Below are 25,974 nucleotides of genomic sequence, written 5' to 3'. Positions count from 1 at the left end.
GTCCCTTCCGACCAGCCGACGCGGCCACGCGGGCCGCGCCGGAAGCTCGTGAGGGCAGGGCACGCGTACCCTGCCCTCACCCCGACGACGCAGGAATCGGGAAACCAGGCCGTCAGGCGCTTGGCGATGACAGGTCTTCTACTCGGACTCCAAGCTCGCCCCGGACCTCTCGCTGCCCCGGATCCGTGAACGCTGGACCACGTCCGCGGAAGTGCCCTCCCCGGAGCCGTCCCAGCCGTGGGTGACCGGGCCCGCGTCCGCACGCCGACGCGCCACGACGGCCGCCTGGCAAGCCCTGCTCGTCATCGACCAGAGCGACGACGGTGTGATCGCCGCGCAGATGGCCGCCACAGGGGAAGTCCTCGATTCCCTCGCCAAAACCTCCGCCGCCCACACCCGCCACGAACTCCAGGCCGCAGCATCTTCCTTCGAACGCGCCTCCCGCTCCCACATCCGCGCCGCGCGCGGCCACGATCACGCCCTGCGCCGAGCCGCCCACGACCTCGCCCACAGCGGTCCGGCCCTCGGCCGGGGCGAGGACGGCGCCACGACAGCCATGGTCATCGACATGCTGTTCTTCCTGGTCACCGCCGGCGCCCACTGGCATGCCTGGAAGCAGCACTTCCAGCAGGCCGAAGCCGCCCACCGGGCCGCCGCGCACCTCCGCGCCGCAGCCGACCACCCCATGGCCTTCCTCCACCAGCGGGGCAGCCACCTGACCCCTGCCTGGCAACGCCATCACGTCGCCAGCCTGCGCCAAGCCCTGCCCGAGCTGGCCGACCAGGTCCTCGCCGAACGCGGATGGCCCGCCCTCGCAGCCACCCTCGACGAAGTCCGGACCACCGGCCACAGCCCCACCGCTCTGCTGGTGCAGGCAGCCGCCCGGAGGGAGTTGGACACGGCGGCGCGCATGAGTGACGTGCTCGTGTGGCGGCTACGACGGATGGCCGACCTTCCCGCCGACCCCCAGAACTCCCGAAGCACGCATGGACGAGGCAGCGCTACCGCCTCCTCGCAGCAACGTGTGGCACACCTCGACGCCAGGCCCTCGAACGACACCCGAAGGCAGCGCTGACCCGCGAAACGAGGCGGAAAGATAGCCCAGAATCGCCGGTTAGCCTAACCGGCGATTCTCCCAACAATTGACCTTCCGACCAACCCCCGGAAGGAATCCCGCATGCCCCCGTCCGAAGCCCGCCCCGAGATCGTCGCCCTGCTCTGCGACGCGAACTTCCAGCACTTCCGTGAAACCGGCGCCTGGTCCCACCGAGACGGCCGCCTCTTCTCCCCGGAAAAACGAGAAGCGGTCTTCAAGGCCACCCGTGCCGACCTCGAAGAGCTGAAGTCCCAGCACTCGCGCTACCTGGAGTACCTCCGGACGCACGAGGAAGCACCCGAAGCCATCCAGCGTTTCCTCGCCCCGTTCATGGAACAGCTCGACGAGAAGAACCTCGGCAACGCCCACTCCCTCATGACGGAGGACGAACGAGCCGAGTTCGACCGCCTGCTCAAGCTCATGATCGAACCCGCTCTCCCCTTCACCCCGTACACCTTCTGACCAGTCACAAGGAAACCTCCATGCCCACCCCTTCCCCCGCGCCCCGCCCCCACGTCATGGCCCTGCTGTTCGACACGGACTTCGACCGACCGTGGGGCACCCGCACCTTCCGTCATCTCGACAGCCGCCCCTTCACCGACGAAGAGCAGGCAATCGCCGATGACGCGACTCTCGAAGAATCCCAGGCCGCCGGCGTTCGTATCCACGATCCCGAAGCAGGAACCGAAGCCAAAGCAGCCTTCACCGAACTCGCCAAGTCCAGTTCATGACCCACGAGGACATGCTCGAATACGACCGCCTGTGCGGAATCGTCGCCGCAGGCGCCGATTCATGACCCGAGAGAGATAGCAGGAACGGGCCAGGTCCTCCATGCAAACAACCAGCCGGTGGCGGGGGTCTTCCCTGCCACCGGCTGCACACTGTCCGCCGCCGTGCCGAAGTCCAGACCACGCGCCCCTGCGCACTTGCGTGCGCCGCTCCTGCCTTCCGTACGGTCCAGCCGATGGCGAACCACCCTCGGACACCGTGAAGGAGAGCTGTTGAAGCCGACCGAGGAAGTGCTCCAGGACCTGACCCAGCCGTCGAACATCTCCATCCACTCCGACGACGCACTCGTCGGCAAGGTGGAAGCCGCCATCGCGGCGGACGACAAGAAGCGGAAGGAGAACGAGGACGAGCCGCTTCGCCGAAAGCCCGCCCTCGTCCCGATCCCGTCGACGGAGCTGCCCCGGCAGTTCGAAGTGACCCTCTGGGACGTCCTCCACACCCTCGCCCGGGCCACCGCCCTCTCGTGGCGTGGCGCGGGACGGGGACTGGCGGAGCACTGGGGCGCGCTGAAGTACACCCAGGCCCTGGCCGGCGGCAGGGGCTCCTTCCTCGGTCTCACCGACGAGGGCCACCGCATCGCGGGCCACTACAAGTCGTTGCAGTCCGGCGAGCTCGGCATCGGCTTCGCGCTGACCCTCGCGGAGCACGTGCTGCGCAGCCGCTTCCCCGACCATTCGGTGACGATCGTCCCCGCCGACACGGTGTTACGCGCGGGCTGGGCCCTCACAAGCAGGGACAAGGGCGAGAAGGTGAAGTACCGCTACCGCCCGCAGTACTTCGCGGAGGTCTGGCGGCCGGGCGAGCCGTCCCTCGCCATCCCCCTCGCCTGCAAGGGCAACCACGGCGACGCCGCCACTTCCGCCGACCAGCTGGCCTCCGCCTCGGCCCACGCCGAGGCGGTCCACATCGGCGCGTGGAACGAGACCCCCGGCCTGCTGTTCAGCACGCAGCTCCCGACGGACGGCGGCACGATGACCGTCTACACCCTCCAGGCACCCGGCAGCGGCGGACGGCTGTCCCCCGCGGAAGGTCGTGAGCCGAACCTGAACGCACCGCCGTTCCAGGCGAACGTGATGCCGGACATCCACCCGCCCACCGAGGGCCTGGTAACGCCGGAGCCCGTACGGGGCTGCCACGTCCAGCCGAAGGACTACGCCTGGTTCCAGGAGTCCCTGGCCCACACCACCGCGGCGGGCCTCATGGCGTTCACCGGCTCCGGCCACGCCACCGCCCGCCACCTCACCGACCGGCAGGGCCGCAAACGCTTCACCGGTCTCGAACACGCGGCCGCCATGAGCATCCAGGACGCCGCCCACACTCTCTTCGGCACCGCGTACGTCGGCACCGACCACGTCTTCCGCCTCAATGGCCCCCGCGTCGAGGCGTTCTCCGGCGTGGACGAGGAGGTCTTCCGACTCCTCGCCAGGGGCGACATTAAGGAGTACCGGGCCCTCGTCCACGCTGGCCGCCACGCCCGCCCCCACCTCACCTACGACAAGGACTGGGGCGGCCCGGTCTCCGTCCACGCCGACGGCTCGGTCCTCGCCCTGCGACTGCTACAGGGACAGGAGGAGGAGCCGCACCCGGGCTCCGCCCACTGACGAAAGATCCGCCCGGTCCTCTCCGTCCGACGACAGGCGCGCGGGCCTCGATTCGGATCACCGTCCGAAGAGACCTGCGCCCCTGCCCTCCAGCAGTTCCAGCGCCTCTTCCCACCGGAAGCGGTCCGCTCCCCCGCCCGCCTTCGGCCGGTGCGGCTCGTACGACCCGACCAGCACGCCCATCTCCCGCAGCTGGTTCAGGCTCCGGTCGTACGCCGGGTGTGCGGCCATGGCCGCGTTCACGTACGGCAGGACGACCGTCGGGATACCCATCCCGTACGCCTCGCACAGGATGCCCAGCGCAAGGGTGTCGGCGATGCCGGCGGCCCACTTGTTGATCGTGTTGAACGTGGCAGGCGCGACGGCGATGGCGTCTGCGGGCGGGAGGGGGCGCGGGTCGCCGGGACTCCGCCACGCCGAGCGGATCGGGTAGCCGGTCTGGGCCTCGATCGCCTTGGTGTCGAGGAAGCCGAGGCCCTGGGGGGTGGCTACGACGCCGACGCCCCAGCCCTGTTCCTGCGCGGCGCTGATCAGCCTGTGTGCGTCGCCCGCGATGCCGGCGGCGCAGACGACGACATACAGGAACAGCTTTGTCGGCCGGTCGTTCATGACTGTGCCCCCCTCGTCGACGCGCTCCTCTGTGGTCACGATCCAGACCCTAGCTGCCAGCATTCGCGTAGGGGGCCGGGCCGGAGAAGCCCCCTGCCACCTGCACGAAGGGCACGGTGTCTGAGTACAAGCTCCGGCCGGACCACGGATGCCCGGTGCCGCGCGGTGATCCTTGTGCGCCCGGGTGCCCCGCTCACGTATCGTCGCCAAGGTGACCAACGCGCATGTGGCGAGCAGGCACCGCATTCCCTCCCATGATCTTGCGGAACTGATCAAGGAGTTCGACCTCGGGGACGTCGTCGACTGGCGTCATCTGGCTGACGGCCTCATGAACGTGAACTGGCAGCTGGACACGCCGAGAGGGATCTTCGCTCTGAAGCGGGTCACGGATGTGCCGCTCGACAGGTTGCGCCGCAATCTTGCCGTGCTGCCAGCCCTGGCTGAGGCCGGCATTCCGGTGATCGTCCCTGTGGTGGGCTCGTCGGGTGGGGTCGTGGTCGAGGTCGGTGGGAGCGGGTACTGCCTGTTCCCATGGGCCCGAGGAGCACACGTTCGTGGCGTTGACCTCCCCATCGCTCAGGTGCGGCGGCTCGGCGCAGTCCTCGCCAAGCTCCACCTGGCGCTCCGCCACGCCGCCGAAATCGGCGCCCTCGCTGCCGTTCCCGACAGCCTCACCGCGGACGTCGTCACTCCGGAACGGGCGTCGGAAAAGGCCGACCGGCTCGCCACTGCTGCGCGGGCCCACGGTTCGGGCGACTCCTTCGACGCGGCGGCGCTCGACGCCCTCGCCAAGCGTCGGGTGTTGCTCGCCGAGTACGCGGCCCTGTGCCCTGCGGGGGACGTTCCCGCAGGGCCGTACGGCTGGACGCACGGCGATTTCCAGTACCGGAACCTCCTCTGGGCCGACGGCGAGCTGACGGCCGTCCTGGACTGGGACCGGCTGGGCGTCCGCCCGTACGCCGAGGAGGTCGTCCGTACGGCACAGGTGCAGTTCGGGGTGGAGGGCGTCTTCGACCTGGAGCGGGTGGCGGCCTTCGTGAGCGGCTACCGGTCGGTGGTCCCGTTGGAGCCGGCCGCGCTGCTCGACGGCGCACGCCGTCTGTGGTGGAAGCGGATGACGGACTTCTGGCAGCTCGAATTCCATTACGACCGGGGCGACCACTCCTGCGACGACCTGTTCATCGCCGACGAGGCGCTCCTCCACTGGTGGACGGAGCGGCTCGACGAGGTGGAGCGGGCGTTCGGCGGCGCTCTCTAGATCCCCAGTTCCCGGAGCTCTGGGAGGCACGGGCGGGTGAAACGTGTCGCTCTGACCCGTGCCAGCTCCCCCAGCGCTTCGCAGTCCACGTCGCGGATCACTCGCGCCCACGCCTCGGGGCCGGCAGTGGCAGGCAGGACGATTCCGGCGTCGCCGATGGCTTCGGGGATCCCGCCCCGGTTGGTACCGATGGTCGGGACGCCGTGGAGGGCGGCCTCGACGATCACGCGGGGGAAGGCGTCTTCCACGGTGGATGGGACCAGCAGAAGGCGGTGGCTACGGTACAGCGGCTCCATGTCGTAGACACGGGGCACGTACCTGACGTTCGGATAGGCCGCGAAGTCGGCAGACGTGTCCCACCAGCCCTCGACCAGGGTGAAGGGCTGTTCCGGCATGAGGCGGATGAGCTGGTGCAGCAGCTCGGCGCCCTTGGCGGGGATGGGGTTGACCATCAGTACGGCTGGGGTGCGCTCCGTGTCCGTAGCCGGTCGTGGGCGGGCGAACGGCGGGTACACCACGTCGATGCGGGTGCCGGGCGTGCGGGGTGCCCGGTCGCGGACGAACTTCGACACGGCAAGTCCGTAGTGGGGGCGGCCGGTGAGCACGCCCAGGCCGGTGGCGGAGACGGAGTGGAGCAGGCCGGCGACGAGGGTGGTCGGCTTCGCCAGTTCGGCCAGCTTCGCTGATCCTTCCTGGGCGGTGAACACAACGTCGGGGCGAATCTCCCCCAGGAGGCTGCCCAGTGCGTGCTCCACGTTGTTCTGTGTGAACGCCGCGCACTCGACCCCGTTCCACCGGTAGCGCAGGGTGTCGTCCGCTTCGTCGTACGGGACGCGATGCCTGTCGAGATGGGCGCGCATGTCGGGGAGCTGGGTGGCTCCGTCCCATGGCGCCTCGTGTGAGCCGAGGTAGGTGACGCGCCAGCCCGCGGCAGCGAGTTCTTCGGCAAGGAGCTGCTGGGTGACCTCGGCGCCGCCGATGAGGAAGGGGGGCGGGGTGCGGCGCCAGGCGAAGAGTGCGGTGGGCACCGGCGGTCACCTCGTCCAGAAACCGACGAGGGCTTCCACGGCCCGGGCGACTTCGTCCGGGTCGGCGTCGGCGGCGAGGACCGTGAGCTCTCGCGTCATGGGCCGACGGGCCGTGTGGACGAAGTAGTCGCGTGCGTGGCGGAGGAAGCCCGGCTCGTGGAGGAAGTACTCGGACTCGGCGGCGGTGTGGCCGGCGGTCTTCCGGCGGAGGTGGAGCGTCTCGGCCGGTACATCGAGGTAGAGGGTGTGATCGGGGCGCAGGAACGGCAGCGTCTGGAGCCGGTGGCGGAGTTGGTGGTGCACGCCGTACCCGAACAGGGCGTCCAGAGCGTACGCGTGGGCAAGGAGGGTGTCCACGGAGCGGTCGAGGACGACGAACTGCCTGCTGCTCGCGGTGGCCTCGACGACTCGGGTCGCCTCGATCTCCATGAACCTCTCGAAGGCGGCGAGCTGGGCGGGTGCCGAGTCGGTGCGGGCCGGAGGGATGTCGTCGCGGTGGGCGATGTGCTTGACGTAGCAGTCCGAGACGTACGCCCGTGAGCCGAGGGCGGTGCGGCGGAGGTGGCGTATCGCCGTGGACTTGCCGGCGTAGGAGGGCCCCTCCAGGGCGATGATCAGCACGCCGGCGACTCCGTCCGGTAGAAGCGTTCGGCGTACGGGCCGGGCCCGTCGACGAGGTCGGCCGCCGTGGTGAAGGCGTGCCGGATCGGCCGGTACATCTTCCGGGCCGGGTGCATCTGCGAGCCGTGCATCCTCAGGACGGTGACCTTGTCCAGGACGACGTCGGTGATGTCGACCAGCTCGGGCCGCATGGCCGCCCCCGTACGCGTGCGGAACAGGTGCTGGTCGCATCCGGCGAGCGCGTACGTCGACCAGAACGCGAGGTCCTCCCAGAACCAGGTGCAGCCGAGGCGGACGGCGGCCTCGTGGACGAGGAGGTGGTCGGGGTGACGGGTGACGGCGGCGGGGGCGAGGAGCTCGGCGTCGGGGTGGAGCGCGGCGATCCGGCGCAGCTCCTCGGTGACCCGGTCGAGCCGTTCGGGGTCGTAGGGCCCGTACGGCGGCTCGGCGTCCTTGTGTCCGAGGAGGAGTCGGCGGGCAGCGAACGGTGCGAGCGCGGCGGCGCCCTCGCGGTCGCGCAGCTCGGACACCGTGTCGACGTCGGCGTACGTGGCTTCCAGGGCGGGGTGCACACTCCGGGAGCGGGTGAAGACGGTGATTACGGTCAGCGGTCGGGGGCTGACGAGGAAGGCACCCGAGGCGGAGAGGGCGAAGTCGTCGTGGTGGGGTTCGATGACGAGGACCGGGCGGCCGGCGGGGGTGCGGGCCTCGACGTAGTAGGGGACGCGGGTGTGGGGCGCCGTCACCTCCAGGACGCGGTGGTCCGTGGCCCGGTGGCGGGCGGCGAGCTGCTGGGTGTGCGTCCGGTGGGCGCGGTGGAGGTCGTCGGGAAAGGTGTAGATGCCGCTGCCGTCCGGAACCGGCAGGCCGACGGCGGGCAGGGTCTTGGGCTCGGGCCGCACGGGGGTCTCCTTCGTCATCGCACGGTGGTCTCGTACCAGTGGCGCCACATGCGGGGCGACCGGAGCCGCAGGCGGGCGGTGATGGGGTTCTGCCACCAGAGCATCCGCAGGCTCGACCACTGGTCGTAGCGGCGGGTCGACGGGCGTACGCGCAGGTCGTCGAGGATCGCCACGGGCCGTCCGCTGGCCTGGCCGTGGGCGCTGAGTCGGACGAAGAACTCCACGTCCTCGCTCATGAACAGGTCGTCCCGGTACCCGCCGACGTGGTGGAAGGCGTCGGCAGTGCAGAACTGGTTGACGCCCTGGGCTCCGCCGCGCCGGGCGCGGTAGTGGTCCCAGTAGGCGCACAGCAGGCGGGCTCCGAGCCGCTCGGGCGTGTAGAGCGGCGGGATGGCGCCGCCGACGGCGCCGGCGTCCATGGCGGCAGCGGCGGCGCTGACCGCCTCCAGGGGCAGCGCCACGTCGGCGTCGGTGAAGAAGAGCCGGCCGCTGCGGGCGGCGCTCGCGCCGGTATTGCGTACCCGGCCGATGTTGCGGACGGACTCGGTGACGACGCGGGCGCCGAAGGAGGCTGCCATGTCGGCGGTGGCGTCGGTGCTTGCGTTGTCGACGACGATCACCTCCCCGGTGCGGCCGGTGACCTCCTCCCAGCGGGCGAGGGAGGCGAGGACGGAGGGCAGGTAGCGGGGCAGGTAGGCGACCTCGTTGAAGGCGGGGATCACCACCGACAAGGCAGGGGTGGTCATCGGTACGTCCTTTCGGTACGGGGTACGCGGAAGAGGTGCGGGGTCCGGCGGCTCAGCTCGTCCAGGCGGCCGGCCCACCGGGCGCGGTCGTCGCCGGGTTCCGAGTGGGCCCAGCAGCGCATCGTGTGGAAGACGGCCCAGGCCGCTAGCTGGTGGTGGTCCAAGGCGAGCGGATAGGCGTCGGTGACCGTGCGGACCCGGGCGGAGGCGATGGCGCCGGTCATGACCAGGGTCTGGGCCACGTCGGACTCGCGGGGGCCGGCTGCGGCGTCGGTGAAGTCGACGAGGTGGCGGACGGCTCGGGGCCCGGCGAGCACGACGTTGTCGCCGTGCAGGTCGCCGTGGCACCACACCGGCGCGGCTGTGGGGGCATCGGTGATGGCGGCCAGGGCAGGCGCGATGCGGTCCAGAGCGCTGGGCGGGCAGCGACGGCCGATCGAGGTGACCTGCTCATGGAGCGGCCGGCGCGGAGCCCACGGCTGGACCGGGGCCCGGTGAAGGCGGCCGAGCAGGCCGCCGAGGTCTCTCAGGGCTCGCTCGTCGCCCACCCGGCCGGACCGTACGGCGCTTCCCAGGGTGAGCGGGCCGAGGTCCGCAATGATGAGAGCGGTCACCTCGTGACCGGGCACGTGTCCGTGCGCCAGGACGACGGGCACGGGGACGTACTTGGTGACGGCCCGGACCGCCGCCGCCTCGGTCGCGGCATTGCGGCGGGCGGTGACCGCGTACAGCTTGACCACCACGCTCCGGCCGTCGGCCAGGAAGGCCCGGTACACGACCGTCCTCGACCGTGCCGACAGGTGGTGTGCGGCACGGACCGAAACTCCCACGAGACCGAGGGCGGCCCGCGCAACGGCCGCGGGTACGTTCGTCGTGCTCACCACGCACCCGCCGGTTCCGCCCCGAATGCACCCAGGCGGCGGACGTGCCGAAGGGCGACCGCCAGGTGCCGCCGGTACTCGGCCACCTCCTCGGTGACGGGACAGTCAACCTGCCAGGGCTTCTCCGGGCCGACGAAGTGCACGAGAGCCGCGGCCGGGTCCGGCCTGAGCGACCGGGTGACGACCCGCCGTACCCAGTTGCCCCGCTCCAGGAACCGGCCGGTCTCGAACCTGTTGAGCCCGGCGGCTACCGGCCGCACGCGGCCGGAGTGCAGGAGCCACAGGTTCAGGGCGTCCTGGTCGTTGTGGAGGATGTGGCGGCGGCCGTGGATGAGCGCGTGCTCGACGCCCTTGCGGACGACGGGCATGTGGCCGGTGCGGGTCCAGAGAACGCCGGCGTTGAAGTAGGGACGGCCGCGCAGGTGGGGCCAGCGTTCGGCGGCCCCGGGCAGCGCCGGGCACTCACCTACGGCCGGGTTGAACTCGTCACGTACGGCGCCGATCTCGTCCTCCCGGAGGGATCCGAGCGCATCGGTGATGTCTCCGCGTACGAGCACGTCCGCGTCCACGTAGATCAGGTAAGGCCGGCGGACGAAGTCGGGCGTGAACTCGAACCGCAGGTAGGTGGTGACGGTGATGTACGAGGCGTCCGCCATGCGCGAGGCGCGCAGCGGGACGCAGCGCCGAAGGTCGAAGGAGGCGAAGCCGGTCCGCTTGGCGAAGTCGGAGAGGAGCAGGGCCTGCGTCGGGGCGAGGTCGAGGGTGAGCACCCGTACCGCCGCAGGGCGGCGGGCGACGGGGGTGAGGCTGTCGGCCAGACCCGCGATCGCGGCGAGGCCGGGGACGAGGTACTGCTGGTCGATGCAGAGACCGAACGCGTACACGGGACGTCGCCTTTCAGGCGTGGTGCACGGAAGGGAGTGAGGGACGGGCCGGTGAACGCGAAAGCTCACCGGTTGTCCCCGCCGCCGGAGGGGGCGAGGATTTGGAGGCTTTCGGGGTCGTCGGTCTCCCAGCAGGGCCCTCCCCCGGTCGGCGGCCGCAGCACCCACACGGTGCCGCCGGCACGGACGTCGGTGACGATCGCCCGCCGTCCGTTTCCGTCCCTGACGAGGTCGCCGACCCACGCACGCTCGGTGCTAACGAGGTGCCCTCGTGGTGCGTGTCGGTCTGTCCGAACCAGCCGGAGGCCGCGTCCGCGAGGTCGCGGCGGCGTCGGGCCTGACCGGGCGTATGGCGGCCCGGGGTGCCGTTCGACGCGTCCGCGACGAACCCTCCCCGATCGCGGAGGAGCACGCCGAGGGCCGCGAACTGAGCCGCGTCAGAGGCGACATGCGCCGGGCCGCTGACGACGACGCCTCGGATCATCCCGGCGGACAGGGCGGCCGTGACCGCCTGCCACCCCGGCCGCTCAGCGAGCGGCAGCGCCGGGTCGGCGTCGGACCAGGCCCCGGCGACGAGCCAGTGCCGGGCGTCGGCGTAGTAGCGGCCATGCTCCTCGCTCTCGCCCAGGGCGGTGGAGGTGGTGGCGCAGGAGTAGACGGCAACGGGTACGGGCCCGAGGCCGCCGGGCGGGTTGTTCGGCATGCCTCCAGGCTGGTGGCCTGCGATGCATGAGCCCAGGCACGGCCCGTCACAGCGGAGGAACCTCGTACCGGGCTCGACTGCCACGTCCCGTGGCAGCGGTCGCGGACTCCGCCGTGGGGCTGGCACGGCCCGTAGCAGTCATGCCGGCGGCACCCGCGGAGCTACTACGGACCGTGGTACTGCGGCCCGTTCCTCAGCGCACCCCGAGCGGGACACCGGCGGAGTTGGCCAGCCCGCGCAGTCGGTTGACGGACACGCCGGCGAGCCTGCTGATGATGACGCCGGGCAGCATCTGGTGGCGCACCCAGCCGGGAGCCGTCTCACACACCGTTTGGAGGGTGTCGGCGGCGGCCTCCCACCGTCGGCATTCCACCTGGGTGAGAGCAACGTCCAAGCCGAAGCGGGCACGGGTGGCCAGAGGCACGCTGGCGTCCAAGCGGACGGTGTCCATGAGGCGCAGAGCGCCACCTGTGTCGCCGAGCGCCACCGCGATGCTCATCGCCTGCGTGGCGGCGTACATCGGCCCGTACGGCTGAGCGTGCGAGCCGCGGGCGTGTTCGTCTCCGATGCGGGCTGCGACGGCGTGCGCCTGGGAGAGGTACTCACGGGCGTGGTCCGCGCTCGCCCCGCCCCGGGAGGCGGCGACGGCGGCGTTCGTGACGAGCTGGCCGTAGACGCTGAGCCGATCCGGGTCGTGCTCGCTCATCTTGGGCTCGATCCGGTCGGCCTGGGCCGCCGCGAGGAGGAAGCCCTGCTTGGTGCGCCCATCACGGAGATTGACCCACGCGGTCGTGGCGGCGAGATGGGCGTCGCGCAGTTCGTCACGGCCCTGGACGGCGATCTGCCGCCCGTACGTCAACGCCGCGTACGCCAGGTCTCGCGAGCCAAGCACGTTGGCGGCCATGCCCGCGGTCTGGAAGGTGTCGATCAGGACTCCGGCGGCGGCCTCCCGTTCATCGAGGCCGGCGGCGTCGAACCGGGCGCGGGCTTCTGGAAGGAGCCGTCCGAGGAGGGTACCGAGCTCGATGTACCGCCCTTCCCAGTAGGCGGCGTCCGCGCGACGAACGACCGCCCGAAGTTCTTCGATGCTTCCCGGCTCGACCTCGGCGGGGATGCCGATGGCAGCGTCGTGGGTCGCTGCGGAGACCAGGCGCAGCGCGGCCCTCTCGTCGCGGTCCATGGAGCGGCGCGGCGCCTGCTGCCCGAGGAGCACGGCGATGTCCGTACCGAGCGCGTCGGCGATCGACAGCAGCGACGGCAGGGAAGCCGACCCGCCACGTTCGAGCTTGCGGACGACGCCGACGGACACACCGGCCGCCTCCGCTAACTGCTCCTGCGTCATGGCACCGCGCAGCGCCTTCAAGCGCTCAGAGGTGGTGTACTCCGACCACTGCATGCTCCAGAACCTACGCGTGATGGGCCCCACATGGACAGTACTCACAGAAATGGGGCGGCGGACAGCCTTCGGCCAGGCGGCAGTTGACGCTCAGACCGTGAGCACAGCTGTGACGCCGAGAAGAGCCTCCAGCTCCGCCACGGCCCTGTCCTCGTCGGTGACGTGAACGGTCGTGATGCCCAGCTCGGCAGCCGGCGGCAGGTTCACCTCGTGATCGTCCACGAACACGCACCGCTCGGAAGGCAACCCGATCCTCTCCAGCGCGAGCCGGTAGATAGCCGGGTCCGGCTTCGCCAGCCCCTCCAGCTCGGACACGACGTGCACGTCGAAGAGGTCCCAGATACCCACGTGCTCGTACGGGTTGAACGGATCGAGCCCGAAGCTGTTCGACAACAGCGCGAGCCGGTGGCCGGCGGCCCGCGCGGCACGGGCGAGCGCGATCATCCGACGCGCCGGAGGAACATTGGCCCAAGCCCGTCCCATCAGGTTCACGGGGTCCACGTGCTCTCCCAGCAGCGCCGCTGTGCCCTCGTTCCACTCGGTCTGCCCGATAGCCCCGATCTCCAGCGCCGCGTACAGCCGCCGACCTTCGGGGTGATCGTTGAGCGTTGCCCGCCACGCTCCAGGTTCCAGTCCCTCCGACACGCACCAGGTCCGATGGACCTCGATGGGGCTAGCCGTCAGTACCCCGGCGAAGTCGAGGATCAGTCCCATCGGCTCCTGCCCATCGGCCGTGTTCCTGTGCGCCACCGGCTGAACGTCCCTTCCGAGATCGGACTCGTACGAGGACGCTATCGCGTGAACGGGGACTCACGCGAAGGGTGCGCACTGCCCAACAGAACTGGTGACGGAAGCCTCTCGATCGAGTTGAACAGGGTGGCAGTACGGTCTAGTTCGAGTCCCGTTAGGATCACAGCCCATGGCCGGTCGACTTTCAGCGAACAGCTTTGACCCCACTCATTCTCGTGCGCTCGCACGACAAGTGAAGGCACTTCGCGAGGCACGGGGATGGTCACCGAAGCGCCTCGCGTCGGAGGCCCGAATCGGCCTGAGCACGCTCAGGAGGCTGGAAAGCGAAGGTGCGATCCAGCCAGGATTCTTCACGGTGGGAGCCGTCGCGGAAGCGTTGAACGTCTCTCTCGACGCGCTCTTCCGCGAAGCGAGGCCCGCCCCTGGACTCTGGTCGGCAGGCTATGAAGGCCGGAACATCGACTCCTTCGTCTCATCACTCCTCGAAAGCGACATCCAGGTCGTGGCCGACGTCAGGCTCACACCGATCAGCCGCAAACCCGGCTTCAGCAAGACACGACTTGGGCAGGCACTCGCCGAGGCCGGCATCGAGTACACCCATCTGCGCGCCCTGGGAAACCCCAAGGACAACAGGGCTCCTTTCTGGGACGGTCGCGTGAGCGTGGGACGGGCCCGCTTCCGAAGCGTGTTGCGGTCGGACGAAGCACAGTCGGACCTCGACCGCCTGGCCGAGCACGCCGCCCAGTCACGCGTCGCGGTGTTGTGCTTCGAAAAGGACGAGGAGCGATGCCACCGGAAGGTCGTTCTGGACACCGTCCGAAAGCGGACCTCGGTAGATGTGCGACCGCTGGCCTGAGATCAACGGTTCCCCATGTCTGCGGTCTTGACCGGGGGCCGTCCCTCCTTTCCCATCTGAATCGGGGCGATTCATCGGAGGGGGAAGCGTGGCCGAGAACTGGCAACGGGCTCGAATCATGATCACCGTCAAGACGTACCCGGAGCTCTCATCCAAGTACCGAGAGACGAGCTGCGTCGCAGGCATCCGGCTGGATCAGGGAACGCCACAGCACGTGCGTCTCTTCCCGGTCCCCTTCCGACTCCTGCAGCAGGAGGCCCAGTTCCAGAAGTACTCGATCGTCGAGGTCGATGTCCGGCCTCACCCCAAGGACAGACGTCCCGAGAGCCTGCGCCCCAACCTCGAAACGCTGAGCGTCGTCGATCATCTACCGACCTCCGACGGCTGGAAGCAGCGGTATGCACACATCGAACCACTGGTCGCTCGCTCCTTGTGCGCCATCAAGCGTGACCAGGAGGCGAACGGAACGTCACTCGGTGTGTTCCGTCCGGCAGAGATCACCGACTTCCGATTGGAGGCGGCGGAGCCGTGGCCGGCGGGTAAGGCCGCACTCGCAGACCAGCTGGATCTCTTCGACCAGGATCTACGGCGCCTCGACTGGGTCCCGTACGAGTTCCGCTACCGCCTGCGCTGCGTCGACGATGACTGCCCCGGACACCACATGGGGCTCAAGGACTGGGAGGCTGGACAGTCCTATCGGAAGTTCCTCCAGAAGTACGGCGAGCGAGCCGTCCTGGACAAGCTGCGCGAACGATGGTTCGACCGCATGGTGACGCCGGACAAGGCCGTGCACTGTTTCGTCGGCAACATCGCCGCCCACCCGCGGACCTTCATGCTGCTCGGGTTGTTCTACCCCCAGCGGCATGTGGTCGACTTCGTCCAGGGCGACCTGTTCTCCGTGTGACGCACCAACCCCGTCGGCTCCCTTGCGAGCCGTCCGTCCCGAGAACGCCGGAAATCCGGGCCAGCTCACTGAGCCTAAGGGAAAAACAGCAGGTCAGAGGGATGATCCTTCCCGATCCACCAAGTGCCTTCTAAAGCACTTGGCCGCAGGTCGAGTCCTACGAAGAGCAAGACGGAAAGCTTTCTTCGGTTACGCACAGTTCCTCAATGACAATCGGAGGAGCGGCACAGCCGGCACGTGGGACCGCGTGTCCGACTCCCAAGCTTCGGAGGAAGTTCAGGGACGGCCGCCGACCGCCCCCAAGCACTCGATTCGGCCTGAAGATGACGCCCCTCTGTGTCCGCCCCAGATCTTCAGCGCGGTCGGCCCGGAGCCATCCCCAGCGTCCTCGCGGCGGCCCAACTCGTTCAATCCACGGTCACGGCGCTGCTATCCGGCTCCTGAGGCCTGCCCGTCGCACAATCACGTCCGACCGCTGCCCACAACCCCTCGGTGAAACCGGGAAGGAGCACGATGCCGAGTTCGGTCGCAGCATGAGCAGCGGTCGTGAACGGCCCGGGCGGATCACCGGTACGACGCCCGTAACGGCGAGGCGCCCCGATGGTTGATCAGGCGTGAGAATCCAGGGACGCCGCAGGGGGACGCCGGCGCCGCGCGACGCCAACGCGCGGAGGGTCGTGGTCGCCCAGCGAAGCCGGGACACGGCTCCGGAGCTTGCGCTTCGCCGGGCTCTGCACTCATTGGGCTTCCGCTACCGCGTGGACCTGCCGATCGTCGGCATGCCGCGTCGTCGCGCCGACGTCACGTTCACGAAGTGGCGCACCGCCGTGTTCGTACAGGGCTGCTTCTGGCACGCCTGCCCGAGTCACCTGCATATGCCCCGGCACAACTCGGAATGGTGGCGGCAGAAGCTTCGGGGAAATGCCCGCCGCGACGAGGAAACCGATGCCCACCTCACGCTGATCGGTTGGCTGCCCCTCCGCATCTGGGAACACGAGACCGTCGACGGCGCGGTCGAGCGGGTGGCGGCGGCGCTCGCCACCCGGGGGCATCCCCGCGCCCTGGCCATCAGCACCTGGTCGCCCGTGTCGGAACGGGCGACCGAGGGCTCGTAGAGGAGCGTGTGCGGCATCCGAACACACGCGGGACGGGGCTCTCAGCCGCAACGAAGCCGCCACAACGCCCAGCGCCACCCAGTGGACGTAGAAGACGCCTTGCGTAGTCAGCAGGACAGGGAGGAGAACGACCTGGGCGACCCAGCCCTGGGCTGACACCCCATCAGAACGAGCGTCAAATGAGCGTCACGAGCGTCATCTCAGCGTCAAGATATCGCCCGTAACGCCCACACGGCACATACCGCGCACCCACAAAACCCCAAATCACGCGTCCTTCTTCACCGGCTCCAGAATCGCCACGCACTCCACGTGGTGCGTCATCGGAAAGATGTGGGCCTGGAGGCGAGCGGGAAAGCAGCAGGTCAGAGATGCTTTTAGGTCCCGGATGAGAGCCGTCAGACGCCCGGAGCGTCAAATGAGCGTCACGGCCCTGAGTCGGTTCGGCACCGGAACTCTGGCGCGTCATGGCTCCCCGTAGTACGCAGCGCCTCCACCCGTAGGGAGTCTCACGCCGGTGGAGTCACGTCGGTGCGCCCAGTGCGTAGGGAAGTCCAGCCGTCAAAGGAGCAGTGTGATCGAGAACCGTCGACGAGGCCGCTTCGAGCCTGCGAGGTCCGCCCCGCCCGTTGCATGCCGCCCAAAGACGGAGCAACCTGCTGTGATCATCTTGGGCTCGAACGTGCTGTGGGGTGTCTCCCCTGACGTCGCGACCGTCGACCTGCTCAAGGCCATCCGGGCGACGGGGGTGCAAGGGGTCGCCGTCTCGTGCACGGGCAGGGGGAGCCGGCCGCGCAACAGTCGCTGCCTGAATGATGTCCACTACGAGGAGCCTCCAATGCCTCGTTCGGCGGATTCGACCCGGGGCCGGCTCCAGGTCTCGACCGTGACCGGCCTTCGGAGATGAGGTGGTTCCTGCCGTCGTGCTCTCCCGACCATGCGACCATCGGTCGGGGCGTGCCGTTGACTGGCGCCCAGTGGGTACGCCTGCCCCCGGTACGGCTCACAGAGTCGTGGCGAGCAGCCCGAAGACGAGGAAGAGCGGCTTGTCGGTGGGGACCGCTACTATCCAGGATCCTCACGGGACGACGGACGGAGTCAGGGAATGGGCTACGTGAACGAAGCGGCGGTCAAGCGGAAGTTGGGTATCCCGAACTTTCGGAACCTGTCCAAGCTTGATCTTTAACCTGTGCGGCGTGGGCGTGGGGTCATCGACTTCTTCGTTCGTCGCCTGGTGGAGCCTGGTTTGCCGACTGTGTGCACGTCATAGCGGGCAGTGGGCTGGTCGTTCTTGCGGCCGGGTGGGCGTCCCGGGCCAGGCCGGGCGGTTTTCGGTGCGCCGGCTGGGCAGACAGCCTTCGTGCGGAGGTGCCGAAAGTCGCGGCGGACTCGGGCGGGGGTGAGCCTGTCGGGCGGGGCCGGCTTCTCCCACGGCCGTCGGAGGTCTGCCGCCAGTGGGCGTGCAAGCCGGAGCTGAGTGAACGCGGCGACGATCAGCCAGGTCCAGCGATCGGTGGCTTCGGGGCTGCGGATCTTCGGGCAGGTCCAGCCGAGGGTCTGTTTGAAGAGTCGAAAGGTGTGCTCGATATCGAAGCGTCGCAGGAATGCCTGCCAGAGCAGGTCGACGTCGGCGGTTGTGGCGTGGGTGCCTGACCACCACAGCCAGACCGGCTTCGGCGTCGCGCCGCTGGGCAGGTGCTCGACCTGCAGACGGATCACGGTGCCATCGATGACTGGCAGGGCACCCAGTTCGGCGGTCCAGGCCGAGCGGTGGGTCAGTCTCGGGTGGAGCCGGTCCCAGGCCCGTGCGACGGTGGTGCCGTAAGACGGGTCGCGGTCACCGTCTGCGCGTCGGCGGTGCCCCAGGTGGCCGGGTCACCGAACACGAACTCGCCGCCGTGGCGGGGCGGGCGGCCCCGAACTCCAAGCTCGCGGGGTGGGGCCGCGCGTCGCAGGACGCGGTCCGAGCGCATCCGGCCCAGAACCTGGACCGGCAGGTCTTTGAGCAGGAAGGCCAGACGTGGCACGTCGTATCCCGCGTCCACCACGATCAGGATCTCCGGGTCGCCGTCTTTCCGCTGCCCGGCCGTGATGAGCCGTTCGACGAGCTCGCGCATCTGCCGGGCGGTGACGGTGGCGGCGTCGTCGCCCGGTGCCAGACGTAGCGCGTCCAGCGGTGCGGTCCAGGAACTGCGGCCCGTCTCCAACGCGCAGATCACCGAGTACGGCCAGCCGGGAACGGGAATGTGCTGGTCCTTGCCCCGGCCATAGGTATGGCACAGGACCCGCTGCGGTGAGGTGTGGGCGTTGGGCCGCAGCCAGCAGGTGAGGTCGACGGCCAGGACCAGCCGGCCGTCCGCCGCCCGCGGCAGAGGCACCGCAGCGAGGGCCCGTCGCAGTCGGGCCACATCGACCTGGCCTGCGGCCAGGGCGTCGTAGAGCCCGCCGTGCCCACGCCGATGTTCGCCGACCAGTGACAATTCCACCAGCGACCGGACCGGCCCGTCCGCGCACAACACCGCGTCCACGAGTTCGAACAGCGCGTCCGCACGCCTGGCCAGACAGGAGTAGAACTCACCCCGGAAGCGTGACAGTTCCGCAATCGGATCCTGCCGGACAGCATGATGCGACAGACTCATCCCCACGGCCTTCGGCTGAGCTTGTGTGTTCCTTGGTCGAATCACATGCTCAGCCGAAGGCCGCCCGCACGTACGGCAGTTATCACTCCGAGTGATCAAGTACGAGGTCGCGTTCGGGCTCCAAGGTTAAAGATCAAGCTAGCGGAGCCGTCTGCTCCGACCCGACGACAGCAGCCCGCAGCCGAAGATGGCCAGAGTCACTGCCCAAGCGGTCAGACTCCCAGGCGGGTAGAGGGGAAGAGCCCACCATTGGCCTGTCGGCTGGCCCGAGGGCCGGTGATAGCGGCCGAGGGTAGCAGTAGCGAGTAGGAACAGTAGACAGGCGCCGCCTGCTGCCGCCTCGTTACTGAACTGTCGAACGAGTAGAGCGAGAGCGAGGAGAAGCATCAGGTTTCGAGGTATGTCCATGCCCACGAAAAGGCCGAGCACATGACCGAGGAATGCTGTGAGGGAAACCGCGGCCAGATCCCAGCGTCTCAGGCGCACAGCCGCGGTGCTCTCCGGAGCTTCCAGCCGACGTTCGAGGCAGTACAGGACAGCGACGATGACCAGTAGGGGAGCGAAGTACTCAACGCGCATGCTAACCATGCCGCCTATGAAGCCAGGGACGGGAATTTCGGTGCCACCGAGGCTCCAGGAGACCAGACCGAGCAACGCAGTGGCCACCAGCACGGTCCACCAGCGCCGTACGACGTTGAAGTAGAGCTTCACGTAATGCCTGCCACACAGTGTGTTTGGTCCTGAACCGTTGATGTGAACCATTTTGCCTGCTGTTTAGCCGACAGTTCGCGAATGCGCAGCAATTGCGCCCACTCCTGGGGAGTAGTGCTTTCCTGCACTTTCTTCTCGTTCACCCCCACCTTCAGTAGAGCCCAAGTTGCTGCGATCGATGGTTGCCGACAGTCACGCACTCCGTGCAACGCTGCTGTGCCAGTGACTGCAGACCGAGCGAGGTCGATATCGAGTTGCTCAAGGGAGGTATCTGGCGACCAGTAGAGAGGCCAAGTGCCCGGTTCTGCTGGGAGATCAGCAGAGGCCAACCGCAAAGCCATGGGAAAGGGAACCCCGCTGCCACCTAGCGCCTTCAGGGCGGGCAAGGCTTGAAGGCGGATTTTTGCTGCATCGGTTTCGTACTCTTCGGGCACGCAGACTGCAGGTTCTCTGCCGATGCACACTGTGTGGCCGAGGCGAGCTTTTGTCAGAGGGCTGAATCCCCAGTCCGCTACAAGGCTGCGTCCGCCGAGGAGCGTCCCTACGACGAGTGCTGCGCTGGCAGCTACGAGCCATGGTCTGCGTCGTGCCCCGGCCATGAGAAGCAGAGCCCCTGCGAACCCGGCCGTGACCAGCCACGGAATGAAGTAGACAAGCGGATCAAGGGTATCGGTCAGAGTAGAGCCTTCGGTCTCGAAGCCAGTCAGGTGACGCCACGAAGGGGAGCTTATTGAGGGGGGAACAGCCAGCCATGCCCAAGTCCCAACTGCGACAGCCGGTGCTGCAACGGCCCGGGGGCAGAACAGTCCCACTACCCAGCCAATGATCATCCAGCCGCAGGGGAGTACGAGCAAGTGCGCAACGGCGAGCAGACCGGCACCGGCGGGCCAAACGCCGACCGTGAGCTTGGCCAAGGCGATTGCGGCGGCAACGAGGGTCAGATGCAGGGCCATGACAGGTCGGATTGCCCAGAGCCACTGTTGCACGACATTGCGTGCACTGGTTTCCCGGATGCCTCCGAGTACCTTCTGGCGGCCGGCCTCCCAGGCGGCGGATCCGGCAACTGCCGGTGTGATCACGGTGATCCCCCAGGCGGCGAATTCACCTGAGGCTGGGCCGTAGTTGTGATCGCCCCAGAAGTTGTCTCCGCCGACGTAACTGCTCATATAGAGTGCGGCCGGTATGAGCAGCCAGGGGGCTGACGAGGCGCGGATATTTCCGAGCGAGATCACTGTTCCACCGATCCCAGCAGTGCCGAATATGCGCTTTCCAAGCGCCGGCCAGGGGCGCTCCCGATGGAAGCGTGACTTTCGAACACAGCTACACTTCCTTGGAATCGGGGTACACCGCCTTCCAATACCACTACCTCGTCGAAGGCGTCGTCCAGATCTCCAATATCGTGGGTGGACACGATCACATGCACCGCCCCACGAAGCTCCACGAGAAGATCGTGGAAGCGACGGCGCTGAGTGGGGTCGAGGCCGACGGTGGGCTCGTCAAGTAGAAGCAGTTCCGCACCGTGAACGAGAGCCTGGGCAATCGCCAATCGCTGCTGCTGACCTCCGGACAAGGTGTTTACCTTGTCCTTCATCTTCGCTGTGAGCCCGACGCGTTCAATTACTGCTGGAGCGGCTCGCCAGGCGTCTCGCTCACGCATCCCTTTGAGCCATCCAACATACGCGACCTGTTCCCGGCATGTCAGTCCGGGGAGAGTGGAGCTCCGCTGGGGGAGCCAGGACACCTTGCGGCGGTAGGTGGACAGGCTCTTCCTGTTCGTTGATCGCAAATCCCCGAAGCGGACCTCCCCGCTCTGGGGGGCGTTTGCGCTCGCTCCCAGCGCGAGCAGCGTACTTTTGCCCGCTCCGTTCGGGCCAAGGAGCACGGTGTTGCCCGGTGAAAACCGCAGTTCGAGTTCGTCGATGACTGGGCGTTTTCTACGGTTGTAGCGGAACGTGCAGGACTGGTAGTGCAACGGCATGAAAGTGACCCTCATCGACAGAACAGAGCAGGCCCCGGCCGTCCGAGTGGGCGGGCGGCCGGGGAGAGTGCAATCACCAAGAGACGGTCAAGCTTTTGACCGAGACGACACTGAAGCCACCATCGTTGACGATGAAGTAGTAACTGCCGGCCCCGTGGTCATTCCACGTGCCCGTGGAGGTCGAAGTGCTACTCTCCAGGCACTTTGTGTACGCGGCCTTGGTGTAGTAGGTGTCGGGAGCGCCGCCGATGTCCTTCGCCATGGTGACGTTCACGACGCTGCCGTCGCTGGTGCAGCCGGTGAACTTGATGGTCGTCGTTGTGGCAGAGGTTTCCTCCCTCCAGCGGGTGGACTCAAAACCCGGTTGCACCCCCTTCATGTAACTGGTGTAACTGCCCGCCTGTGCGGGACTGCTGAATATGCCGATAACTGTCACGGCACTGAACAGCACCACTGCGGCTCGGCGAATCGATGGCTTCAGGGAAGTTGAACGCGCGTAGAGAGATTTCACAGTGCTTCCCATTCTGTTTGCTGAGTTGAGGCCGACTGTACGGAAGGGGGGTGCTTCCCCTCCCTCCGCAGCTGCATGTGCACCCAACGGACTACCATGTCCCTGTCACATGCCAACCAGGGTGACCTTATGGCTGATGCCTTCAGGAGACCAACGATCGCTTTTGGTCGTGGCCTGATCTTGTCCTATGGGGCCGCGACTTTCAGTCACACGCACACGATCCGGAGTTCTCTCCTGGACGGCACGCTCGCAGAGTGCGACCGCTTGTGCGAGGAAGGACCGACTTACCCTTGCGGGGCCGCTGGTTGTGGGCGGGCCGGGCACCTTCGGCGTGAGGAGTGCCCACCCATGGCAGTTGGCTGCGCGAGCCACCAGGCGGCCATCATCGACCGCGACGGCGGGACCGTCGCCCAGGCGGATGTGCTGCTGCAAGTCGACTGGTCGCGGGTCCTGGACGACAACTCGACGGCGAGCGTCCTCATCCAGCCCGACGGGAACTGCTGCGCCCAGCTCGGCCGCGTCCGGGCCTGGCGGCACAAGTTGGTGATCTACCGGGACGGGCTGCCGGTCTGGGAGGGGCCGACCATCTCGCCGGAGTTCAACGCCGACGGGACGGTCCTGATCCAGGCTGCGGACATCCCGACCTGGCTGGACCGGCGCGTCCCTCACGACAGCGTCCGTTTCACGGCGGAGGACCTGACGAACATCGCCACATGGTTGATCAAGGACGGGTTCGCGCCGGACGACCCGGGCCACACCGTCACGATCGTCCCCCCCATTACCTTCTTGGTGGCCCCGCAATGGGGCGCCTGGCCTCCGGAGTTGGCATGACTTTCTCCCCCTGTCGAACGCATGGCCTGGGGGGGGTGTCACCAGCTCCGGAGGCATCGACAGACCGCTGATTAGGGGCATGACCACCGGCCTTTTCGCAGGTCGGGAGGCTCTTCGTAATGTGGATGTGGCGATCGGTGCCGTGGGACGGCCGGGCAGGAACGACCGGAGGACGCGTGTGATTGACGTCAGCGAGATCGGCGCTTTCCTCGGCAAAGGCGAACACCACGCCACCGCTGTCACGCCGGCCGGGAAGAAGGCGTTCGACAAACGGCTGCCCAACAGCGAACCGAAGCTCCGCGAGGTCTTCGGTAAGCTGCAGGCCAAGCACGGAACCGTGCTCGTGGTCGTCGATCAGGCGGCCTCGATCGGAGCCCTTCCGCTGGCGGTGGCCCGGGACATGGGCTGCCCGGTCGCCTATCTGCCGGGGCTGACGATGCGGCGGATCGCCGATCTCTATCCGGGTGAGGCCAAGACCGATGCCCGGGACGCGTTCGTCATCGCGGACGCGGCCCGCGTCATGCCGCACACGCTCCGCTCGGTCGATCTCGAGGACGAGACCATCGCCGAGCTGGAGATGATCGTCGGCTTCGACGACGACCTGGCCGGGGAAGCGACCCGCATCAGCAACCGGCTGCGGGGCCTGCTCACGCAGATCCACCCGTCGCTGGAGCGGGTCTTGGGCCCGAGAGTGCAGCACCCGGCCGTCCTCAAGCTCCTCGACCAGTTCGGCTCTCCGGCCCAGATCCGCAAGGCCGGACGCCGCAGGCTGGTGACACTCATACGTCCGAAGGCTCTGCGGATGGCCGAGCGCCTGGTCGAGGACATCTTCACCGCGCTGGACGAGCAGACCGTCGTCGTCCCGGGCACGGACGCGGCCGCGCTGATCGTTCCCAGCCTCGCCGGCTCGCTCCAAGCGGTGCTTGACCAGCGGAAACTGCTAGCCGCGAGGATCGAGGAACTGCTGGAGGCACTCCCTCTTTCGAAGGTCCTGACCTCCATGCCGGGGATCGGCGTCAGGACCGGAGCAAGGATCCTCATCGGCGTCGGCGACGGATCCAGCTTCCCCTCCGCCGCCCACCTCGCCGCCTACGCCGGTCTGGCCCCGGCGACCCGCAGCTCGGGCTCGTCGATCCGCGGCGAGCAACCGTCCAGGAGAGGAAACAAGCAGCTCAAACGGGCATTCTTCCTCTCCGCGTTCGCCGCACTGGGCGACCCGACCTCCAGGGCCTACTACGACAAGAAGATCGCCCAGGGCAAACACCACACCCAAGCCCTGCTCTGCCTCGCCAGACGACGGGCCGACGTCCTCTTCGCGATGCTCCGCGACGGAACCTTCTACGAACCCCAGCCGGCTACTTCGGGCTGAACCTCAGCACCCTCGCCACACACCGGGCAGTCACGCTCGTCGATCGAGTCGATCACGACCGGGTGACCACAAAAGTCGCACGGACGCATGCCCTCACCAGCAGACCCGCGAACAGACACATCATCACTCACGACAGCCACACTGCCAGACCCACCCGACACCGACCCGACCACCTTGACCAAAGACATAGGGGCACCCCCCCCAGAGCCGCTACACGACACCGGCTCCGCCACAGAGAGTTATCAAGATTGAGCCCCCACCTGCCACACCTGTTACACCATCAGAAGCGGAGGCAAGTGCCTGATGACCCATCAGGGCGTGCGTCAAACGTGCGTCAGAAGGGCCGATCGTGCGTCGAATATGCGTCAAGATATCGCCCGTAACGCACACAGCGCACATAACGCACACTCGCTAAAACAGCAGGTCAGCGGCCCTTTCCAGCAGGCTCAAGGATCGCGACGCACTCGACATGGTGGGTCATCGGGAACAGATCGAACGCCCGCAGCGTCCGCACCCGGTACCCCCCGTCCCGGAAGTACCCCAGGTCCCGCGCCAGCGCCGCCGGGTCGCAGGCGACGTAGGCGATCCGGCGGGCGCCCAGCGCGACGAGCTGCTTCACCGTGGACTTGCCGGCGCCCGCGCGGGGCGGGTCCAGGACGATGAGGTCGCATTCGGTGATGCCGGTGCGGGGCAGGACCTGGTCGACCTTGCCGTGTTCGATGCGGACGCGGTCCAGGTCGGCCAGGTTGTGGCGGGCGTCCTCGACCGCGCGCTTGCCGGACTCGATGCCGAGGACCGCGCCCTTCTCGCCGATGCGCTGGCCGATGGCGCCGGCGAAGAGGCCGACGCCGCAGTAGAGGTCGAGGGCGGTGTCGTTCTTACGGGGCAGGAGGCCCTGCATGACCGCGCGGACCAGGGTGTTCGCGGCCTGCGGGTGGACCTGCCAGAAGCCGCCCGAGCCGACGCGGTACGTGCGGTCGTCGGCGCGTTCGCGGACGAAGCCGCGGCCGTGGACCCGGTGCACTCCGCCGTCTCGCTCGTCCACGCGGAGGACGGAGACCGGCTTGTCGAGCTCGACCAGGGGCAGACGGCCGCCCGGGCGGGGGGTCAGGATGACCTGGCGGTCGTGGGAGCCGGTGGCGGCGATGGCCTCCACCGCGGCCATCCGCGGCCAGTCCTGCTGCTCGACGCCCAGCTCGGAGACCCCGGGCGCGGCGATCATGCAGTGGTCGATGATCTCGATGTCGTGCGAGCGGTGCTTGCGCAGCCCGACCCGGCCGTCCTCGTCGATCGCGTACTGGACGCGGGTGCGCCAGGCGGGCACCTCGCCCGCGGGGAGCTTGTCGCCCTCGGCCGGCATGACCGTGCCGTCCCAGCCGGCCTCCTCCGGGGTGAGGCCCGCGAGGCGCTGGAGCTGTTCGGCGACGACCTCGCCCTTGAGGCGGCGCTGGGCGCCCGGCTTGGCGTGCTGCCAGTCGCAGCCGCCGCACTTGCCGGGCCCCGCGAACGGGCAGGGGGCCGGCACCCGGTCCTTGGACGCCTCGATGATCTCCACCGCGTCCGCGCGCAGGAAGCGCGAGTCCTCGGAGCCGTCGGTGATCCGGGCGACCACCTTCTCGCCCGGCAGGGTGTGGCGGACGAACAGCACCCGGCCCTCGTCCGTGCGGGCGATGCAGTGGCCGCCGTGCGCGACCGGGCCGACCTCGACCTCGTACTCCCGCCCGACCAGGGACTCCGGCTGTGTCTCCCCGGTCTGCGGCGACGTGGATTCGTTCTGCATGAGGGGATGGCTCCAGGGA

Annotated in this window: 23 protein-coding genes and 2 pseudogenes; 10 read left to right on the top strand and 15 right to left on the bottom strand. The window is 68.4% G+C overall.

All coding sequences use genetic code 11. The features are described from left to right. Positions 1–133: 133 nt before the first annotated feature. The 4 genes and pseudogenes from FKN01_RS07920 to FKN01_RS07905 form a co-directional block, all read left to right on the top strand. A pseudogene (locus tag FKN01_RS07920) lies at positions 134–1,075 on the top strand (mobilization protein); the annotation flags it as partial. A 102-nt stretch (positions 1,076–1,177) separates the two neighbouring features. Then, on the top strand, positions 1,178–1,558 hold the full coding sequence (locus FKN01_RS07915) for a hypothetical protein (RefSeq protein WP_143617850.1): 381 nt from the start codon (positions 1,178–1,180) through the stop codon (positions 1,556–1,558). Positions 1,559–1,578: 20 nt separating this feature from the next. Next, positions 1,579–1,827 carry a hypothetical protein gene (locus FKN01_RS07910; protein ID WP_143617848.1) on the top strand — a complete coding sequence of 83 codons (249 nt, stop codon included), beginning with the start codon at positions 1,579–1,581 and terminating at the stop codon, positions 1,825–1,827. Positions 1,828–2,097: 270 nt separating this feature from the next. Then, positions 2,098–3,486, top strand: coding sequence for a hypothetical protein (locus FKN01_RS07905; protein WP_143617846.1), 1,389 nt, complete (start codon positions 2,098–2,100; stop codon positions 3,484–3,486). A gap of 57 nt (positions 3,487–3,543) precedes the next feature. On the opposite strand, the gene FKN01_RS07900 is transcribed toward FKN01_RS07905, so the two are convergent. Continuing rightward, complete coding sequence (locus FKN01_RS07900; RefSeq protein WP_143618012.1) at positions 3,544–4,095, bottom strand: flavoprotein; 552 nt, start codon at positions 4,093–4,095, stop codon at positions 3,544–3,546. 172 nt (positions 4,096–4,267) lie between these two features. On the opposite strand from FKN01_RS07900, the gene FKN01_RS07895 reads away from it, so the two are divergent. Then, a complete protein-coding gene (locus FKN01_RS07895) occupies positions 4,268–5,353 on the top strand; it encodes a phosphotransferase (RefSeq protein ID WP_398931428.1) in 1,086 nt (361 codons plus the stop codon). Here the strand turns inward: FKN01_RS07895 and FKN01_RS07890 are convergent. The 8 genes from FKN01_RS07890 to FKN01_RS07845 form a co-directional block, all read right to left on the bottom strand. Continuing rightward, positions 5,350–6,381 carry a glycosyltransferase gene (locus FKN01_RS07890; protein ID WP_143617842.1) on the bottom strand — a complete coding sequence of 344 codons (1,032 nt, stop codon included), beginning with the start codon at positions 6,379–6,381 and terminating at the stop codon, positions 5,350–5,352. The genes FKN01_RS07895 and FKN01_RS07890 overlap by 4 nt on opposite strands. Before the next feature lie 6 nt (positions 6,382–6,387). Beyond that, on the bottom strand, positions 6,388–7,002 hold the full coding sequence (locus FKN01_RS07885) for a hypothetical protein (RefSeq protein ID WP_143617840.1): 615 nt from the start codon (positions 7,000–7,002) through the stop codon (positions 6,388–6,390). Further along, the gene (locus FKN01_RS07880; RefSeq protein ID WP_143617838.1) at positions 6,996–7,922 is read right to left on the bottom strand and encodes a PIG-L deacetylase family protein; all 927 of its coding nucleotides are present in this window, start codon (positions 7,920–7,922) and stop codon (positions 6,996–6,998) included. The genes FKN01_RS07885 and FKN01_RS07880 overlap by 7 nt, the downstream gene beginning before the upstream one ends. Beyond that, on the bottom strand, positions 7,919–8,650 hold the full coding sequence (locus FKN01_RS07875) for a glycosyltransferase (RefSeq protein ID WP_143617836.1): 732 nt from the start codon (positions 8,648–8,650) through the stop codon (positions 7,919–7,921). The genes FKN01_RS07880 and FKN01_RS07875 overlap by 4 nt, the downstream gene beginning before the upstream one ends. Beyond that, positions 8,647–9,426: an aminoglycoside phosphotransferase family protein gene (locus FKN01_RS07870; protein ID WP_143617834.1), complete on the bottom strand. Its 780-nt coding sequence runs from the start codon at positions 9,424–9,426 to the stop codon at positions 8,647–8,649. Before FKN01_RS07870 ends, FKN01_RS07875 begins: the two co-directional genes overlap by 4 nt. Positions 9,427–9,527: 101 nt before the next feature. Then, positions 9,528–10,415: a glycosyltransferase gene (locus FKN01_RS07865; protein WP_143617832.1), complete on the bottom strand. Its 888-nt coding sequence runs from the start codon at positions 10,413–10,415 to the stop codon at positions 9,528–9,530. Positions 10,416–11,311: 896 nt separating this feature from the next. After that, a complete protein-coding gene (locus FKN01_RS07850) occupies positions 11,312–12,514 on the bottom strand; it encodes a helix-turn-helix domain-containing protein (protein WP_143617830.1) in 1,203 nt (400 codons plus the stop codon). A gap of 90 nt (positions 12,515–12,604) precedes the next feature. Further along, positions 12,605–13,228, bottom strand: coding sequence for an HAD-IA family hydrolase (locus tag FKN01_RS07845; protein WP_143617828.1), 624 nt, complete (start codon positions 13,226–13,228; stop codon positions 12,605–12,607). 205 nt (positions 13,229–13,433) lie between these two features. On the opposite strand from FKN01_RS07845, the gene FKN01_RS07840 reads away from it, so the two are divergent. From FKN01_RS07840 to FKN01_RS07830, 3 genes are all read left to right on the top strand, one after another. Beyond that, positions 13,434–14,120 carry a DUF488 family protein gene (locus FKN01_RS07840; protein ID WP_143617826.1) on the top strand — a complete coding sequence of 229 codons (687 nt, stop codon included), beginning with the start codon at positions 13,434–13,436 and terminating at the stop codon, positions 14,118–14,120. 118 nt (positions 14,121–14,238) lie between these two features. Next, complete coding sequence (locus tag FKN01_RS07835; protein ID WP_143618008.1) at positions 14,239–15,024, top strand: hypothetical protein; 786 nt, start codon at positions 14,239–14,241, stop codon at positions 15,022–15,024. Between the two features lie 614 nt (positions 15,025–15,638). After that, positions 15,639–16,139 carry a very short patch repair endonuclease gene (locus FKN01_RS07830; protein WP_260696813.1) on the top strand — a complete coding sequence of 167 codons (501 nt, stop codon included), beginning with the start codon at positions 15,639–15,641 and terminating at the stop codon, positions 16,137–16,139. Positions 16,140–17,318: 1,179 nt separating this feature from the next. Here the strand turns inward: FKN01_RS07830 and FKN01_RS07825 are convergent. The 5 genes and pseudogenes from FKN01_RS07825 to FKN01_RS07805 all read right to left on the bottom strand — a co-directional run bounded on the left by FKN01_RS07825 (position 17,319) and on the right by FKN01_RS07805 (position 21,975). Continuing rightward, positions 17,319–18,775 (bottom strand): annotated as a pseudogene (locus FKN01_RS07825) (NF041680 family putative transposase). A 138-nt stretch (positions 18,776–18,913) separates the two neighbouring features. Continuing rightward, positions 18,914–19,486 (bottom strand): hypothetical protein, encoded by a 573-nt coding sequence (locus tag FKN01_RS07820; RefSeq protein ID WP_143617822.1) that lies wholly within the window; start codon positions 19,484–19,486, stop codon positions 18,914–18,916. Continuing rightward, entirely contained in the window at positions 19,483–20,718 is a 1,236-nt protein-coding gene (locus FKN01_RS07815; RefSeq protein ID WP_143617820.1) for a hypothetical protein, read from the bottom strand. Before FKN01_RS07815 ends, FKN01_RS07820 begins: the two co-directional genes overlap by 4 nt. Then, positions 20,715–21,464, bottom strand: coding sequence for an ATP-binding cassette domain-containing protein (locus FKN01_RS07810; RefSeq protein WP_143617818.1), 750 nt, complete (start codon positions 21,462–21,464; stop codon positions 20,715–20,717). The genes FKN01_RS07815 and FKN01_RS07810 overlap by 4 nt, the downstream gene beginning before the upstream one ends. A gap of 73 nt (positions 21,465–21,537) precedes the next feature. Further along, positions 21,538–21,975: a hypothetical protein gene (locus tag FKN01_RS07805; protein ID WP_143617816.1), complete on the bottom strand. Its 438-nt coding sequence runs from the start codon at positions 21,973–21,975 to the stop codon at positions 21,538–21,540. Positions 21,976–22,323: 348 nt separating this feature from the next. Here FKN01_RS07805 and FKN01_RS07800 point away from each other — a divergent pair, with 348 nt between their 5' ends. Together FKN01_RS07800 and FKN01_RS07795 are read left to right on the top strand one after the other, a co-directional pair. Beyond that, entirely contained in the window at positions 22,324–22,806 is a 483-nt protein-coding gene (locus tag FKN01_RS07800; RefSeq protein ID WP_143617814.1) for a hypothetical protein, read from the top strand. A gap of 178 nt (positions 22,807–22,984) precedes the next feature. Beyond that, positions 22,985–24,175: an IS110 family transposase gene (locus FKN01_RS07795; RefSeq protein WP_143617812.1), complete on the top strand. Its 1,191-nt coding sequence runs from the start codon at positions 22,985–22,987 to the stop codon at positions 24,173–24,175. Positions 24,176–24,599: 424 nt separating this feature from the next. Here FKN01_RS07795 and FKN01_RS07790 read toward each other — a convergent pair whose 3' ends face one another. Further along, positions 24,600–25,955, bottom strand: coding sequence for a class I SAM-dependent RNA methyltransferase (locus FKN01_RS07790; protein ID WP_143617810.1), 1,356 nt, complete (start codon positions 25,953–25,955; stop codon positions 24,600–24,602). Between the last annotated feature and the right edge of the window lie 19 nt (positions 25,956–25,974).

It is taken from the genome of Streptomyces sp. 130, assembly GCF_007096885.1.
Taxonomy (GTDB): domain Bacteria; phylum Actinomycetota; class Actinomycetes; order Streptomycetales; family Streptomycetaceae; genus Streptomyces.
The sequence above is the reverse complement of the archived record's forward strand: the minus strand, read 5'-3'. Positions and strand labels throughout refer to the sequence as shown.